General features: G+C 56.7%; 14 protein-coding genes. 8 read left to right on the forward strand and 6 right to left on the reverse strand.

What is annotated here, in order from left to right; all coding sequences use genetic code 11:
• The first annotated feature begins 138 nt into the window (after nt 1-138).
• Nucleotides 139-819, forward strand: coding sequence for a TetR/AcrR family transcriptional regulator (locus HCU74_RS02715; protein WP_345889647.1), 681 nt, complete (start codon nt 139-141; stop codon nt 817-819).
• 8 nt (nt 820-827) lie between these two features.
• On the opposite strand, the gene HCU74_RS02720 is transcribed toward HCU74_RS02715, so the two are convergent.
• Together HCU74_RS02720 and HCU74_RS02725 are read right to left on the reverse strand one after the other, a co-directional pair.
• Nucleotides 828-2,045 carry an Nramp family divalent metal transporter gene (locus HCU74_RS02720; RefSeq protein ID WP_168448850.1) on the reverse strand — a complete coding sequence of 406 codons (1,218 nt, stop codon included), beginning with the start codon at nt 2,043-2,045 and terminating at the stop codon, nt 828-830.
• 97 nt (nt 2,046-2,142) lie between these two features.
• Nucleotides 2,143-3,156 carry an AraC family transcriptional regulator gene (locus tag HCU74_RS02725; RefSeq protein WP_168448851.1) on the reverse strand — a complete coding sequence of 338 codons (1,014 nt, stop codon included), beginning with the start codon at nt 3,154-3,156 and terminating at the stop codon, nt 2,143-2,145.
• A gap of 117 nt (nt 3,157-3,273) precedes the next feature.
• Between HCU74_RS02725 and HCU74_RS02730 the strand changes: the two genes are divergently transcribed.
• The 3 genes from HCU74_RS02730 to HCU74_RS02740 are packed head-to-tail and all read left to right on the forward strand — an operon-like array spanning nt 3,274 to nt 7,074.
• Nucleotides 3,274-5,562: a TonB-dependent receptor gene (locus HCU74_RS02730; RefSeq protein WP_168448852.1), complete on the forward strand. Its 2,289-nt coding sequence runs from the start codon at nt 3,274-3,276 to the stop codon at nt 5,560-5,562.
• Nucleotides 5,563-5,579: 17 nt separating this feature from the next.
• Nucleotides 5,580-6,233, forward strand: coding sequence for an START domain-containing protein (locus tag HCU74_RS02735; RefSeq protein ID WP_168448853.1), 654 nt, complete (start codon nt 5,580-5,582; stop codon nt 6,231-6,233).
• Nucleotides 6,234-6,240: 7 nt separating this feature from the next.
• A complete protein-coding gene (locus tag HCU74_RS02740) occupies nt 6,241-7,074 on the forward strand; it encodes an alpha/beta fold hydrolase (RefSeq protein ID WP_168448854.1) in 834 nt (277 codons plus the stop codon).
• A gap of 6 nt (nt 7,075-7,080) precedes the next feature.
• Here HCU74_RS02740 and HCU74_RS02745 read toward each other — a convergent pair whose 3' ends face one another.
• Nucleotides 7,081-7,692 carry a TetR/AcrR family transcriptional regulator gene (locus HCU74_RS02745; protein ID WP_168448855.1) on the reverse strand — a complete coding sequence of 204 codons (612 nt, stop codon included), beginning with the start codon at nt 7,690-7,692 and terminating at the stop codon, nt 7,081-7,083.
• Between the two features lie 122 nt (nt 7,693-7,814).
• On the opposite strand from HCU74_RS02745, the gene HCU74_RS02750 reads away from it, so the two are divergent.
• Nucleotides 7,815-9,098, forward strand: a complete 1,284-nt coding sequence (locus HCU74_RS02750; RefSeq protein ID WP_168448856.1) for an outer membrane protein transport protein — start codon at nt 7,815-7,817, stop codon at nt 9,096-9,098.
• 23 nt (nt 9,099-9,121) lie between these two features.
• Here HCU74_RS02750 and HCU74_RS02755 read toward each other — a convergent pair whose 3' ends face one another.
• Both HCU74_RS02755 and HCU74_RS02760 read right to left on the reverse strand, forming a co-directional pair.
• Nucleotides 9,122-9,442 carry a 2Fe-2S iron-sulfur cluster-binding protein gene (locus HCU74_RS02755; RefSeq protein WP_168448857.1) on the reverse strand — a complete coding sequence of 107 codons (321 nt, stop codon included), beginning with the start codon at nt 9,440-9,442 and terminating at the stop codon, nt 9,122-9,124.
• A gap of 66 nt (nt 9,443-9,508) precedes the next feature.
• Nucleotides 9,509-10,510: a Rieske 2Fe-2S domain-containing protein gene (locus HCU74_RS02760; RefSeq protein ID WP_168448858.1), complete on the reverse strand. Its 1,002-nt coding sequence runs from the start codon at nt 10,508-10,510 to the stop codon at nt 9,509-9,511.
• Nucleotides 10,511-10,800: 290 nt separating this feature from the next.
• On the opposite strand from HCU74_RS02760, the gene HCU74_RS02765 reads away from it, so the two are divergent.
• Nucleotides 10,801-11,472 carry a TetR/AcrR family transcriptional regulator gene (locus HCU74_RS02765; RefSeq protein ID WP_168448859.1) on the forward strand — a complete coding sequence of 224 codons (672 nt, stop codon included), beginning with the start codon at nt 10,801-10,803 and terminating at the stop codon, nt 11,470-11,472.
• 106 nt (nt 11,473-11,578) lie between these two features.
• On the opposite strand, the gene HCU74_RS02770 is transcribed toward HCU74_RS02765, so the two are convergent.
• Nucleotides 11,579-13,210: an AMP-binding protein gene (locus HCU74_RS02770; protein ID WP_168448860.1), complete on the reverse strand. Its 1,632-nt coding sequence runs from the start codon at nt 13,208-13,210 to the stop codon at nt 11,579-11,581.
• A 238-nt stretch (nt 13,211-13,448) separates the two neighbouring features.
• Here HCU74_RS02770 and HCU74_RS02775 point away from each other — a divergent pair, with 238 nt between their 5' ends.
• Nucleotides 13,449-13,817 carry a Zn-ribbon domain-containing OB-fold protein gene (locus HCU74_RS02775; RefSeq protein WP_168448861.1) on the forward strand — a complete coding sequence of 123 codons (369 nt, stop codon included), beginning with the start codon at nt 13,449-13,451 and terminating at the stop codon, nt 13,815-13,817.
• Between the two features lie 60 nt (nt 13,818-13,877).
• A complete protein-coding gene (locus tag HCU74_RS02780) occupies nt 13,878-14,651 on the forward strand; it encodes an SDR family NAD(P)-dependent oxidoreductase (RefSeq protein WP_168448862.1) in 774 nt (257 codons plus the stop codon).
• The last annotated feature ends 8 nt before the right edge of the window (nt 14,652-14,659 follow it).

A 14,659-nucleotide genomic window follows, 5' to 3' on the forward strand; every position in this document is an offset into this window, starting at 1 on the left:
TTGCTGCGCGATGCGGGGTAATTAGCACCGATATCGTGTATGGCGCGCTGATGGGGGAGTGCGTTACCATTCCACAGCATTGAGGGTAGGGGAGTCTCCCAGGCCGGAGATAGCAAAGACACGGGGAAAGGCACAGCAGTGAATAATAAAGTTCGGGCAGTGAAAGCGGGTAAAAAAACAGCGGCTGGAACCACCAGTTCGACCAAGCCGCGGGCAAAGCGCATGTCTCCGGAGGCGCGCCAGGCGCAAATTCTCGCCGCAGGCGTGGAGGTTTTTGCCGAGCGCGGTTTGGCGAATGCGACCCACGCGGATATTGCCGAGCGCATCGGCGTGTCGATTCCGACCATCTTTCACTATTACTCGAGCATTGAAAACCTGCAAACCGCTGTGCTCAAGGATATTCATCGTTTCTTTATCAACGAGATGATAATGACACGGTTCAGCGAGCACGCACCGGCCTATGCCCGGGTCGAGGATATTCTGCTGTCCTTCCAGGAATTGTTTGACAGTGAGGAACACCGTCATTTTGTCACTATCTGGCTGGAGTGGTCGGGCTTTACCCGAGGGTTTATCTGGGATATGTATCTGGAGTTCTACAATGAGGCGATCAGCGGCATTCGCAAGTTGATTATGCAGGGGCGCAAGGACAACTCCATCTGCAAGGAACTCAATGCCACCGACGCGGCGCGGGTGGTCGTCGGTATGGCCCATACCATTGCCCATATGCGATTTGCCGGTAGCTCCAAGCGCAAGGTAGGCGACACCGTACACTCGCTGGTGATGTCTTATCTCGCACCGACAGCGAACGACGCTGGCTAGCGGGGCACTCAGCGAAACAGTTGCTGAACACCGATGCCGCTGAACAGCAGTAGTGCGAGTATCATCGCCGCGTTCGACCACGGCGAATTCGCCATTGGTGCTGGAATGCAACGGTTGTTGAGATAGAGCAATGTCGCGGCAAGAAAAGGCATAAAAAACGCTCCCGCCACGGAGTAGAGCAGCACCAGCCAAACCGGTTTGCCCAGTAATAGCAGCAGCAGCGGCGGTCCGGCCAGAAACAACAGGGCGGGAGTGTAGCCTTGTGCTTGCTGGGAAATTTCCCGGTCTGGTTCACCCTGATGCTGGGCGAGCAAGTCGGCGAACAGATAGGGGATGCCCTGCCATACGCCCAACATGGAGCTGAATACCGCGGCCCAAAAGCCCAGCAGAAAGATCAGCCGGAATTCCTCTCCCAGCAGCACCGCCAACTCATCGGCCAGTGCCACGATAATTTTAGTGCCGGACACCGACGGCGGCGCGGCGCTGGCGGCCAACACCATAATGCCGATGCCAAACATTCCTGTGACCAGGTACCCCACTGCCAGGTCGATTCGGGCACGGGCGAGCTGTTCCGGCCCCTGCCAGCCCTTTTCGCGAATCCAGTAGCCGTAACAGAGCAGGGTCACACTGCCGCCGACGCCACCAACAACCGCCAGTAATAGTGGCAGATGGCCGTCGGGCAGCTGTGGTGAAAGCAGGGCGCGTATCAGCCCCAGCTCCGAGGTGTCTATTTTCCATAACGCTGCCATGACGACGACAAACATTGCGGCGATCAACACCTTCATCACCGTCTCAAGTCGCCGGTAATTGCCCCGCCAAACCATAAGCAGCGCGGCGAAAGAGTGCAGTGCTGCCCAGCCGCTGATCGACACCGACGGCATCAGGGCGTGCCCTGCCAGGCCGCAGGCCGCCATCAGCGCGGCACCAACCAATAGCGACCACACGCAGAGATAGGCAAAGAAGTAATACCGCACCCAGCGGGGCAGGTGCTCGACCCAGCCTGAGAGTAAGGTTGATCCACTGGCGAGCTGCCAGCGGGCGAGCCCTTCATTCAGTACAAACTTGATCACTGCGCCGACGACGACGGCCCAGGCGATGGTGACGCCCAACTCCGCTCCGGACACGGTTGCCGCGACCAGATCCCCGGCACCAAGTCCGGTGGCGGCGATGACCAGCCCAGGCCCGACGGCAGAGAAAGCGGCTAGGTGGTGAGCAGGGTTTTTCATGGTGAAGGGATCTCAACAGGAGGGCAGCGGCTGGTTTGCCTCTTATAGCATAGACCCGTTGGCAGGCCGAGCGCCCAGGCGCAGAATTCGCCCACGGCTATTGCTCGCCCAGGCTGGAGCGCGATTTGCGGTATTCAGCGGGAGACTCTCCTGTCCAGTTTTTGAAGGCTTTGCTGAAAGCGGCGGTTTCTTCAAAGCCGAGGGACTCGGCGATCTGGGCAATGGCTATATTGTGGTGTATCAGCAATTGGGTCGCCTTGTGCAGACGCACATTTTTCTTGATCTCGTTGAAGCTGATTGCTTCCTTGCGCAAGCGGCTGGCCAGCATTTTCGGGGTTAACTTGAGTATCCCGGCAACCTCGCCCAGGGAGGGTAACTCGGCGTGTGGCCAGGCTTCCAGTAAATGCCGCACCTCGGTCTGAAAACTCCGCGCGCTCTGCTGTGGTGTCAGCAGGAAGGATGGCGACGCCAAGAGTAAGTGCTCCAGTGCGGCGGCATTACGCACAATGTCCTGCTTCAGGTATTTGTTGTGGAAGGCGAATTCCAGGCAGTCGTGACTGAATTGCCGCTGACAGGGAAACAGGCCGTGAAATTCGATTTCGTGTGCCGGGCGGGGGTAGTCAAAGGCGACCCGTTTCAGCGCGATACGCTCACCAATCAACCAGCTGGCGAACTGATAGAAGCCGATCAGCAAATAGTCTGCGAGTAGATGATGGGGGTCCCTGGCGGTGCCTGAGCGGTGCACACGGAAGTACGCGTGGCGGTCATCGACGCACAATTCGGCTTGCCAGGAGCGAGAGACATAATTGTAAAAACTGGCCGCGACCTTTAATGCCTCGCCAAGGTTATGGGCGTTCACCATCAGATTGCTGGCGTAAAAAAAGGCTCCTGGCTTTAGTGGCGGGCCATCACCCAGACCAAGGTCTTCGTCATCGAGAAGATACCAGCCGGCCTGTAGCAAGCGGTGACAAACCAGCAAATCGTAGTCGGCAGAGTCCAGAGGCAGTGGTGTGGGACTGCTGTTCAGTATTGTCTCAACGTCTATACCCCGATCGGAGAGCGTGGCGATCAAGGCGCGCTTGATGTGTTGGGGAATATAGAAATTGCTCATACCGCACTCGCTGCGAAGGTATTTATGGACAAGATATTAGTCCATAGATGACATTGAGGCGAGGGCAGGTTTGGAGGATATTGACCCTCTCAAGGTAGAGAAACGTCTGGATTATCTATGAATAATAATGAATGTGGTCTGGAGGAGGCTCCGCACAGGTGTTCGGTGATTACCCCCGTTTTGCTTGGAATAGTATTGTCAACGCCGCTGTGGTGGCAGTCGGCTCTCGCCCAGGACGGGGCTAGCACTCGAAAGCCGCGAAGCTCGATTATTGAGGAAGTCATTGTCTCGGCGACCAAGCGGGATGCGGATCTGCGGGATATTCCCCTGAGTATCGACGCGTTTACCGGGGAGTCATTGCGGGACATCGGTGCCGCCGACATCGAATCGATCGCGCGCTTTTCGCCCGGCGTGTCAGTGAGTCCGGGGCTGGATCCCGAGGCCGCCCAGATCATTATTCGGGGGGTGTCAACGGACACGTTCTTCACCTTTTTTACCCGCACCTTTGGCATGTTTTACGAGGATATTTCGATGGTCAATCCGTCTATCCTCGGGCCACAGCCCAATATCGACCCCTACGATATGAAGACCGTCGAAATTCTGAAGGGGCCACAGGGAACCCTGTTTGGCGGGTCAGCCTTGTCCGGGGCGATTCGCTACGTGCCGAATAAACCCGACTTTGAAGAAGCCTACGGCCAGCTCGCGGCATCGGTTGGACAACATGCCCGCAGTGAAAACCTGTCCCACCGCTACGATGCCATGGCCAATGTCCCCGTCGGTGACGAACTGGCCCTGCGAGTGGTGGCGAGCAAGTCAGCTCGGCCTGGCTATATAGAGGACCTGCGTTCGGGAGAAGACGACATTAACTCCGCCCAGTCCCAGCAGGTGCGAGCTCTGTTGACGTGGCGGCTGACTGACGATTTCGCGCTGAACTACAACGGCATTCGCCGGGAAACACATCAGGACGATGGTGCCTTTGCCAATACCATTGGCGAGCCCACTCACTCGGAGCGTTACTATGCCGATGTGATCGACTCGCGCACGGATATTCATATTGTGTCGGCGGAATGGGCTTTTGAGACCTTTGATTTGGTCGCGATTGTGTCCAATATGACCAAGGACTACCCCCAGCGCCTGGATTACAGCCAGTTTATTGGTACCTCCCAAACGAACACGGGTACCTATGGCGACACTTTTATAGAGTCTGAACAGCCCAGCGCAGAGTTGCGCATCGTATCCGGAGAACCCACGGATTCTGACTGGTGGGTACTACGTGACTGGACCTATGTCGCAGGCGTGTTCTACGTCTATAGCGATCAGTTCCTTGCATTGAATATCGGCACCGACGAAAGCGGTGACACCCTGCGCTTGCAGGGCGATGTCGATGCCGAGGAATACGCTGGCTTCTTCGATGTAACCCGGTCGCTGGGCGAGCGCTGGGAGGTCGGTCTGGGTGCCCGCTATTTCCGGCAGAGCACAGAGGCTGATATCGAAACCACACTGTTGCAAGTGTCTGGTCTGCCCGGCGTGGGCGCGCTGGGCGAGGCGATTACACCGGTGGTGGGGGAAATGGGGGCAACGGTGGGTGGATCGCTGGGGCGCGATGTGGGGCGGATCGCCGAGACGGTATTTAACCCCAAACTCACAGTCAAATGGGCCTATTCCGATGGACTGTCGATCTTCGCCTCGGCAGTGAAGGGCTTTCGCTATGCGGGGGCGAACCAGAATCCTACCCGCGACCCCGATGTTCCCTTGTTCTTTAAATCTGACAATATCTGGAACTACGAACTGGGCATGCGCACGGAATGGTTTGAGGGGGCGATACAGTTTGACGTAACCGCCTTTCACCTGAAATGGACCGATATGCAGGTGCAGCAGCGGGAGTATACAGGCGCCTTCGCCTATACCACCAATGTTGGGGGCGCCGAGAGCACCGGTGTCGAGTTTGGCTTGAACACCCTGCTTCCCGGTGGCTTTGCAGTCAAACTTAACGGCTCCTATGTGGATGCTCACACCACCACTTTTTTCGACGACTTCCAGGGCCCGGCGGAAGCGGGCACGGAATTGCCCGGCTCGCCACCGCTTTCCGGTTCGCTGTTGGTGGCCTGGCTGGGTAACCTCGGTTCTGCGGAAATCGTCAGCACAGTGACCTACACCTATCAGGAAAGTAACTACAACAATCTGGCTCAGACCTATGAACACCCGCCGATGGAGCTCTTGGGGGCGAGTGTTAATTTCCGCTTCCCCGAAATGTGGGGCGAACCCTCGATCAACCTTGTCGGCAATAATCTGACCAACGAATTTGAACCGGGAGTGGTGTTTGATACCCCCAATACCGGCGGTATTCTCACCATCTACAATCCCCCGCGCTCGGTAACGCTGGGGATTGAGTTTAACCTTCGTTGAGTGGGTGACCTATGCCAATGGGTAAGTATCACGCCGCTGGGGGAGTGTCATTGTTTGTTGGCGCGTGGCGCTGCGGCGCAGGTGTTGGGCTGGCAGTCGCGGTGCTGCTCGGTTGCGGTTCACTGGCCGCTGAAGGCTGGCAGCTGCGCCGGGAGTCCGCCGAGATCAAAATCTACACCCGTCAAAGCCAGGGTTCGGCGCTGAATGCGGTACGTATTGAGACCCGCTTGCCGGGGCCAATAGACCGGGTAGCCGATCTGTTAATTGACCCGGCCAAGCGCAGCCTATGGGATGATATGTGCGCCACAGTGGAGGTCTTGTCGCGGTCCCAGTTATCGAATACCGCCTATTTTCATTACGCCATGCCCTGGCCGGTCGCGGATCGTGATGTGGTGCTGGCGACGGATATTCGCCGTGATGAGGACGGGCTCACCATTAATAGCGTGGCGCTGTCCAGCGATTATCCGCCGCAGCCCGGTCGGGTGCGGGTGTCGGAGGCGTGGTACCTCTGGCGCTTGACCCCGGTTTCGGCGACAGCCACCGATGTTGTCGCGGAAATGTATATGGATCCCGCCGGGCCGATACCGGCGTGGCTGCTCAACCGCCTGGCGCTGAGCCAGCCCGCAAAAACCATTGAACGACTGCGAGTTGTTCTCCAGACAGACAGGTAGCATAGCGATGATAGAAACTGGCAGCGAAGCGCCCGGGGCGCCGTCGGCAGGCACTTCCCGGGAGGCTGCTATTCCGGTGTTATTGTTACACGGCGCGACATCACTGCATGACATCTGGTCGCCCTTGTTACCCTTGTTCAGTGCCACTCAACCAGTGATTGCTATGCCCCTGCCGGGACACCTGGAGGGTGAGCCGGTTGCACTGGATAGACCAGTGACGATAGAGCGGCTTGCCGATGACATCATTGCCATTATGGCCCGTCAGGGGGTTTATTGTGCCCATGTGGTGGGCAACTCATTGGGCGGCTGGCTGGCCCTGGAGCTGGCGCGCAAGGGTTTTGCTGCATCGGTTACCGCCTTTTCCCCCGCTGGTAGTTGGCCCGATGAGCGAGCATTTTTGCGCATTGCCAGGGCAATGGTGTTTGCCTGTCGAGTGTTCCCCCTGTTGCGTCCGTTGATGACGCCATTGATGCGGCTGACCGCTGTGCGCAAGCTGCTGTTTAGCAGTCAAATGAAGTATGGCGAGCGGGTGTCGGTGGCCGAGGCTCAGCGTATGCTATTGGGTGTTTGCCATTGTCCGGTGATTCCGCCGTTGATCGCCAGCTTTGGCAACGGAGGTGGACTGAAGCCGATGCCGCCCCTGGATATTCCCGTGCATATTGTCTGGTCGGGGGAAGATCGGGTGCTGCCCCGAGAGGTGTTTATGCCACCGATGCAGCAAGCGCTGCCCTGGGCGGCATACTCGATCCTTGAGGATGCGGGTCACGTGCCTATGTACGATCAGCCGGATGCGATGGTGGCCATTATTGAGCGCAGTATTGCGATGGCGACCGCAGATTAAACGGCCTTATTTGGCGTGGTGAGAGCTGGCATTCAGCGAGTTTCTGAAGTGGGCAATAAGGGTTTCGCTGGTGTCGAGACTGCTGGTTTCCGGTGTGAGTATATCTGCCCACTTGCGCAGATCTTCCCCCAGTATGGCATTGCAGAAAAACGAATAGGTGTAGTCGCGGGCGTTAATCTCGGGGCGGTATTGCTGCAGGAGTTCGCGAAAGCGATTAAAAGAGGCGGCCAGCACGTTTTTCACTACCGGTGCGGCGCTGTCGGCGTCCGCTTCAATCAACAGGCGGAGCAGTAACCGGCGCATGACACGGTCTTCGTTCAGGGCTTTAAGCATTTGTTCGATATACACAAATACCCGCCGTTCAGCGCTGTCGTCGGGGCGACAGCGGCTTTTCTCATCAATCTCTTTAAGACTCGCGCTCAGGTAGCTGGAAATACTTTTCAGATAGACATCGGCCTTGCCGTTGAAGTGATCGTAGAGGGCGCCCTTGGTCAGTTTGCAGGCTTTGGCCAGGGTTTCCATGCTGGTTGCCGCATACCCTTTGTCGGCGAACTGTCGGGCGGCCACCCGCAGTATCAGGGCGTGGGTCTTTTCTCGCTTGCTTATCGGATCTTTCATGTTCTTCTCGCTCTGCCGGAGGATAACTCTAAAGGCCGAGCATTCATTTTGCAATGGCATACCGGTCGGTATATTATCCAATAAAATACCGACCGGTATTTACTGGAGAAGGGGATATTCAAGTGCTGTACGCAATGATTTGCCGGCGCATGGTAGTGACCGCGGTGGCGATTGGGGGGAGTCAATGGGCTGCAGCGGGTATTGCGGTCACGCCGCTGGGGTTCGGCTCTCAGTCTGTGGGTATGGCGAGCACTGACAGCGGCTATTCCCATGAGCCGACGGGTATCAATAACAACGTAGCGGGCATCGCCAGGGCCGGGGTCGAGCAGTTCAGCGTTGGACTTGAGCCGGTGTACATAACCAAAAACCGCCACAAGGACTCGCTGGGAAATGATAAGCGGGTGGACTCAAGGCTTACCTTTTTATTGAGTGGTGCCTGGACGGCGCCGCTGGAGGCGCGACCTGATATTACCGTGGGGCTGGGGGTTTTCGCCCAGGGTGGCGCAGGATTTAACTACGAAAGTCTCGCGACCGATTATGGAAATGAAGATGACCTGACCGCTATGTTTGGCGTGTTTCGTTTCGCGCCTGCCTTTGCCTGGCAGGTCAATGAGCGCTTGCGACTGGGTCTGGCGGGGTCGGTCAACTACGCCCAGGCTGAGCAAAAACTGCTGCCCAATACCTCTGATGCGGCCACCCAGTTCTTCGGGGTAAAAATCAACGACCTCAGCGGTACATCATTTTCCTGGCGGGCCGGTATGCAATACGATGTCAGTGATACTCTGGTGCTGGGTGTCTCCTATGGCGCCGAGACTGAACTGCGCCTGCGCAAGGGCAGTGCTGTGGTGAACTTCGAATCCCTGGGTCTGGGCAGGGTGCGTTATCGCGACGCGGAGATTTCCGGGCTGGCGCTGCCGGAAGAGGCGAGTCTGGGGTTTGCGTGGCAGGTGAGCCCACGGTTTTCCCTTGGGGCTGATATCAACTATTTCTGGTGGAGCGAGGCGTTGGGTGAGGTGTCAACGCGGTTTCGACGTCCGGATAATCCCCTGGTGCCTGCGATGGTTGAGGCAACAAGCCAATTTGGCGGGCAGGATAACTTCTCCCGTTCGCTGGGTGTCAGATTTCGTCACAACGACCAAAATCTTCTGTACGGGGGAATAAATCACGCGGGTAATGTCGTTAAGCAGACGGCTGTGAATCCCCTGAACAACCTGCAAGCCAAGTGGCATATCAATGGTGGCTGGGAGCACCGCTTCTCATCGCGCCTGGCGGGGGCTGTCGCTGTAAGTTACATTCCCGACAAGTCCCAGCGCTATGTGAACAGTGCTATGCCACTGGGAGAGGAGTCGAAGGAAACCTTTGGTTTATACTCGGTGCTGTTTGAGCTGAATTATCGCTGGCAGTAAGCGGGGCTAATAAAACTCCGGCTTTAGAACTGGGCGCTCGGTAGCGCAATGTGAAGGCCATCGAGGTCATCGCTTACTTCAATCTGGCAGCTCAGACGGCTGCCAGGTTTTCTGTCCAGCACGCAATCCAGCATATCGGTTTCGATCTCATCGGGCGGGTTGAGCTTTGATTGCCAGGCATCGTCAATGTAGCAGTGGCAGGTCGCACATGAGCAGGACCCGCCGCAATCCGCGACAATTTCTTCAATGCCATTATCGAGGGCGGTTTGCATCACCGTGCTACCGTTAGTGGCCTCTACGGTCATCTCTGTACCGTCAGGTTTTACAAATACAAGTTTAGTCATGGTTATCGCGCGCTATTGTGAATACGGGTGGTGTCTGCCACCACCCGCTGATGAACAGAGGGTATATCAGTCCTCTACGGGGGGCAGGTCGTAGAAGCCCGCCTGCCATTTTCTCAGTGCCGTAAAGGCTTTTACGTCCTGTTTGGCGAGCAGTGGGCGATCGACGTATTTCTGGTTGCGCCACACCAGCAGGTCTTCGTCCACCGTGGTCAAAATTTCCTTTTCGATGCGCTGGCGAATATCCTCGGGAATATCACCGCTGTCATTTTCGCGACGGGGCCACCAGATGGTGTTGAACAATTCCGAGGTTTCATCGTCGATCGGTGTTGCCGAAAACAGCACCCGATAGTTATAAGCGCCCTTGAACACGTTGAAGGAACAACCGACACCGGTGGTGCGGGTATCGAAGACCATCTCGATTTCCTTGGTGCGTAGCGATTTGAAACCAAACAGCGTGCGGAATACGGTGTCGTTCTCGCGAATATCCATTTCCAGCAGCAGTGGGTCCATCGGAGAGTCGTGGACATAGCGGAAATGCATGGAGTCGACACTGTTTTCAAAGGTGATCTGCGGATGAACCGGTTCGTTAGGCCAGCGGCGAGTGCCGTGGGGGAAGATCGGGTAGAACTCCTCTTCCGACATGTCGGAGAACTCGGTAAAGCTGTCGAACATATGGGGCAGGCCCCAACGCGGGGGTGAACCCGTGGGGTCGTGCCACATAAAGACGCAGCCGTGCTGTTCAATTATTGGCCATACCCTGAGCTTTTTGTTGACGGTTTGTTCCTGATAGGGAATTTCAACATTCTTGCCTTCGCCGCTCCATACCCAGCCGTGGTAGGGGCAGGTCACACAGTTGCCTTTTACCTTACCGCCGTGGCCCAGATGAGCGCCCATGTGGTGGCAGTGGGCGTCCATCACTCGCAGCGTACCGTCTTCACCGCGAAAGGCGACGAGGTCGTGGCCGAAATATTTCAGTGGGATGGCCTCACCTGTAGGGATTTCACCGCTCCAGGCTATTTGAAACCAGCCGACGGGCTTCATTGAAAACGGTAGTTCTTTCAGGTTCATAGGGCAGACTCCGAATTTGGTAATCGCATGGTTACTGCTGTCTGTGAAGAATAAACCACGCAACTGTGGCTGTTTCCGATTCTAAAACTAATATATCATCAGTTATCGGCGTGAGCAACTCTGCAAAGCCCCTGAGGGAAATAAGTTTCGCTCTGTCAGTTCAGTAAATAACGCTGTAACTGCGACTTAAGAGCCAGTTTGCGGCTTAGCCACTGCTTAAAGTATGGGTTTTCCGGCGGAATAAGGTAAAATCGAAAAATTCATAGTGTAGGTTTTAAGGTGTAGCAGAAATGCGGACAGTCGTTACGACAAACAATCACGGTCAGTCTCTTGGGCGCAAGGGCATGCAAACGCGCAAGCGGCTGATGGATGCGGCGCGCAAGTTGCTGAAATCCGGCTCGCCGGTGGAATTGACCGCGGTGTCTATAGCGAAAAAGGCGAAATCCTCGTCGGCGACGTTTTACCTGTACTTCGCCGATGTACGCGGAATACTGCTGGCGTTGACCGAGGAAGCTGAAACCGATATGCAGGCGGTGCACGCGGTATTGGATGAGCCCTGGGATCCAAAGGTGCTCGACGTAGAGCATTCCCGGCGGGTGGTGCAGGCCTTCGCCTCGGTATGGGACAAGCACCGGGAAGTGTTGCGCTATCGGAACCTTGAGGCTGATCGAGGCGATCCGGTGTTTGAGAATATACGGTTGAGAACCTTCGTGCGTATCGTCAATCGCTTTGCCGAGCACATTCAGGTGGCCTACAAAGAAGGGGGCGGTGGTAATCAACAAACAGCTCGTGCAGATGCCTCTGTGCTTGTTGCGGCGATGGAGCGACTCGCTGCCACTGATCCCGGCGCGGTAGAAGAGGGTGTGGGTGCCGATGCAATGTGGGACGCAATGACCCGTATTATTGCGCAAACCCTTAGCTTTCCCGCGTCGCCATCGGACTTTGCTAAAAAAACCGACTGAGCTGCAAGCCAAGCAGAACCGGTTGGTGTTTCAGGGGTTTTTTCCCTGTGTGCCAAAAACAAAAAAGCCCGCATCGAGCGGGCTTTTTTGTTTTCAGCGAACCTTCCTAGCGTTTTTTCAGCTGGAAGCCTGCTTTTTCGCGATCCCAGGTATTTTCGGTCACGCCTTCGTCCCGAAGTTTGTATTTCAGGATTCGCCCCACCGGGCTGCGGGGCATGTCTGCTCCGCTGCGGAACTCGAAGTAGCGTGGTACGGCGAAGTAGGGCAGCTGATCGGCGGCCCATTCGCACAGGGCTTCCTCGGTGAGTTCGGCGCCTTCCTTCAGGGTGAGTGTTACCTTCAGGTCATCTTCGGTCAGTTCTGACAGTACCGCGTGGGCGGCGACGTCTTCAATGGCCGGGTGGCGGCGGAAGGCTGATTCCACTTCAAAGCTGGAGATGTTCTCGCCGCGACGACGCAGGTAGTCCTTTTTGCGATCGACAAAGTAGAAGAAGCCATTCTCGTCGAATTTGCCGATGTCGCCCGTGTGGAACCACATATCCTTCACAACTTTAAGCGTGTCTTCCGGACGCTTCCAGTAACCCTGGAACATGACATTGGGGCGCAGGGGGCGCACGATCACTTCACCGGACTCGCCATCGGGCACTTCTGCGCCGTTGTCGTCGATGATGCGCACATCGAAGCTGTCATTGCGCATACCGGAGCTGTCGCCGGGGACTTTGACACCGAGAGGTACCGAGGTCACCAGCGAGCATTCGGTCAGGCCAAAGCCCGGGCAGGCCGTGTGTTTGGCACCGAAGCGCTGCTTCCACGCCTGCTGGAGTTTGTCTGGGAAGGGTGCGCCGCCGATAATGGAAATCTGGCCAAAGCAGCGTTTCTCTGCCTCGTTTTCCGGTGCGCCCAGTAGCATGGGGAACATGGAGCCCAGCAGGGTGGTGTAATTGGCGCCGGTGCGCTCGATTTCGGGCCAGAAATTGGATACCGAAAAGCGGGGGTACAGGGCCATGCGGCCGCCGTGCATCAATTCGCAGATGACGTTGCTGACGGCGTTGAAGTGGAACAGTGGCAGGGCGGTCCAGCTCACGGTGTCGGCGCTGCGTCCGGTGCCTTCGCTAACCAGGCGAGCCAGGTTGCAGGCGTAATTATGGCTGACCATGCAGCCTTTTGATGGGCCGGTGGTGCCGCCGGTGTAGATCAGCATAGCCAAATCAGAGGGAGACACCTCAACGGCCGGGTCGCTGGCGTCGTCAGAGAGCAATTGCTCCCAGGTCATAGTGTCGCCTTTGAACGTGCTTGATGGTGCTTCGCCGCGGTGAACGAGGGTCGTTACACTGGGCAGCTGGTCGCTGATGTCGATGACTCGCTCGGCGTAATCGCTTTCTGCGATGACCACGGTTGCGTCGCTGTCGCCAAGCTGGTGGCGCAGGAACTCCCCTTTATAGGCGGTGTTGATCGGTACTGAAATCGCGCCGAGTTTGTTGATCGCCAGCCAGATAAAAACGGCATCTTCGCTGTTGTCCAGCAGTGTTGCCACGGTTTGGCCCTTGCTTACGCCGAGGGCGCTAAGCCCGTTGGCCAGCCTGCATGCCTGCCGGTCCAGGTCGGCAACGCTGAATTTCTTACCCAGAAAATCCAAAAACTCCCTGTCAGGATTGGCTTCAAGAGCCCGCCGCAGTACGGCGTTGATTGTATCCTGTTGCTCACTTCCCCATCGTGTTGACGACCTTTCGTTTGTCATTGTCTGGCTTCCCACAGTTGACCTTGTTATCGAACACCCATAAACTAACACATAGTCATTTATTGGTGCAAACGTGCCTCGGCATGTTTTTACTGATTATAGGTGTGTCGCGGGAAATGTCGTGATGCGGGATGCATTTTCTATCGGTCGGCCACACGCAGTGCGCTGCGGAGCGAGGCCTGTAAATAGATGCATTGTGTTGGTTACCGGGCGCAGCGCCCGAAATGGAGTGAGTACGATGGCTGAAATTCGTCCCGATCTCGAGTATCTCAACTTTCTGAAAGAAGGTAAGTTTTGTATACAGCGCAGCACTGGCAGTGGTGCCTATGTGTTTTACCCCCGCACCATTGCCCCTGGTAGTGGCCTGGACGATCTCGAGTGGGTTGAAGCCGATGGGCGCGGCACGGTCTATTCCACCACCACCGTGCGCGCTCGACCGCCAAAAAGCGATTACAACGTGGCCTTGGTGCAGCTCCAGGAAGGCCCGCGCATGATGAGCCGTGTGGAAGGTGTATCTCCTGATGAGGTGCGCATTGGTATGGCGGTGAAGGCGCGCATTCTCACTGAGGGCGACGAGCCCCCCTATGTCGTATTTGATCCGGCCTGAGCCGGTTAAACCTAATTGATGGCCTCCGGGCGTCGCAACCAAGCAGTAATGGAGAAAAGTATGAATAACCCAATGTCGATGGAAGGCCGAGTAATCATGGTGACCGGTGCCGGTCAGGGAATCGGCCTGGCGTTGAGTCGCCAGCTTCTGGACCTGGGCGCAAAGGTCGTGGGTATTGATATGAACGCCGATACCCTGAACGGTGTTGCGGCAGACCTGGGTGAGAGCTTCCTCGCCCTGCCTGGCAGTGTCACCGACGTGGCCTTTGCCGCCGACGCCGTGGCGCGCACGGTAGAACACTTTGGTGCGTTGAATGGCTTGATTAATAACGCCGGTATTACCCGCCCGGCGATGATCGACAAAATGTCTATTGAAGCCTGGCAGTCGGTGATCGACGTGAATCTGAGCGGTTCTGTCTACTTTATGCAGGCCGTAGGGCGCCACATGCTGGCAGAGGCCAAGGCCGGTAACAAAGAGCCCGGTGCGATTGTAAATATCGCCTCTGACGCGGGGCGTCGCGGCAGCCTCGGTCAAATCAACTACGCCTCGGCCAAGGCCGGTATTTTTGGTGCCACCATGACCGCGGCGCGGGAGTGGGCGAAGTTCGGTATTCGTTGTAATGCAGTGTGCTTCGGTGTGGTGGCTACTCAAATGACCGAAACAGTGCGCAACGATGAGCGCTTCGCCGACAACTATCTGGCGCAGATTCCGCTGGGACGCTGGTCGTCGCCGGAAGAAGTGGCCAAGCCGGTCTGTTTCCTGCTGTCTGACGCCGCCTCGTATATCACCGGGCAAGTTCTGTCGGTCAACGGCGGTTTTACCATCGCAATGTAAGGTGGATG

The organism is Spongiibacter thalassae, assembly GCF_012272835.1.
Classification (GTDB): Bacteria; Pseudomonadota; Gammaproteobacteria; order Pseudomonadales; family Spongiibacteraceae; genus Spongiibacter; species Spongiibacter thalassae.

What these genes read in the sequence shown, in the direction of transcription:
- HCU74_RS02735 (WP_168448853.1), top strand. Translation starts at nt 5,580, where the DNA reads ATGGGTAAGTATCACGCCGCTGGGGGAGTGTCATTGTTTGTTGGCGCG.
- HCU74_RS02740 (WP_168448854.1), top strand. Translation starts at nt 6,241, where the DNA reads ATGATAGAAACTGGCAGCGAAGCGCCCGGGGCGCCGTCGGCAGGCACT.
- HCU74_RS02720 (WP_168448850.1), bottom strand. Translation starts at nt 2,045, where the DNA reads ATGAAAAACCCTGCTCACCACCTAGCCGCTTTCTCTGCCGTCGGGCCT.
- HCU74_RS02765 (WP_168448859.1), top strand. Translation starts at nt 10,801, where the DNA reads ATGCGGACAGTCGTTACGACAAACAATCACGGTCAGTCTCTTGGGCGC.
- HCU74_RS02760 (WP_168448858.1), bottom strand. Translation starts at nt 10,510, where the DNA reads ATGAACCTGAAAGAACTACCGTTTTCAATGAAGCCCGTCGGCTGGTTT.
- HCU74_RS02730 (WP_168448852.1), top strand. Translation starts at nt 3,274, where the DNA reads ATGAATAATAATGAATGTGGTCTGGAGGAGGCTCCGCACAGGTGTTCG.
- HCU74_RS02770 (WP_168448860.1), bottom strand. Translation starts at nt 13,210, where the DNA reads ATGACAAACGAAAGGTCGTCAACACGATGGGGAAGTGAGCAACAGGAT.
- HCU74_RS02780 (WP_168448862.1), top strand. Translation starts at nt 13,878, where the DNA reads ATGAATAACCCAATGTCGATGGAAGGCCGAGTAATCATGGTGACCGGT.
- HCU74_RS02745 (WP_168448855.1), bottom strand. Translation starts at nt 7,692, where the DNA reads ATGAAAGATCCGATAAGCAAGCGAGAAAAGACCCACGCCCTGATACTG.
- HCU74_RS02725 (WP_168448851.1), bottom strand. Translation starts at nt 3,156, where the DNA reads ATGAGCAATTTCTATATTCCCCAACACATCAAGCGCGCCTTGATCGCC.
- HCU74_RS02755 (WP_168448857.1), bottom strand. Translation starts at nt 9,442, where the DNA reads ATGACTAAACTTGTATTTGTAAAACCTGACGGTACAGAGATGACCGTA.
- HCU74_RS02775 (WP_168448861.1), top strand. Translation starts at nt 13,449, where the DNA reads ATGGCTGAAATTCGTCCCGATCTCGAGTATCTCAACTTTCTGAAAGAA.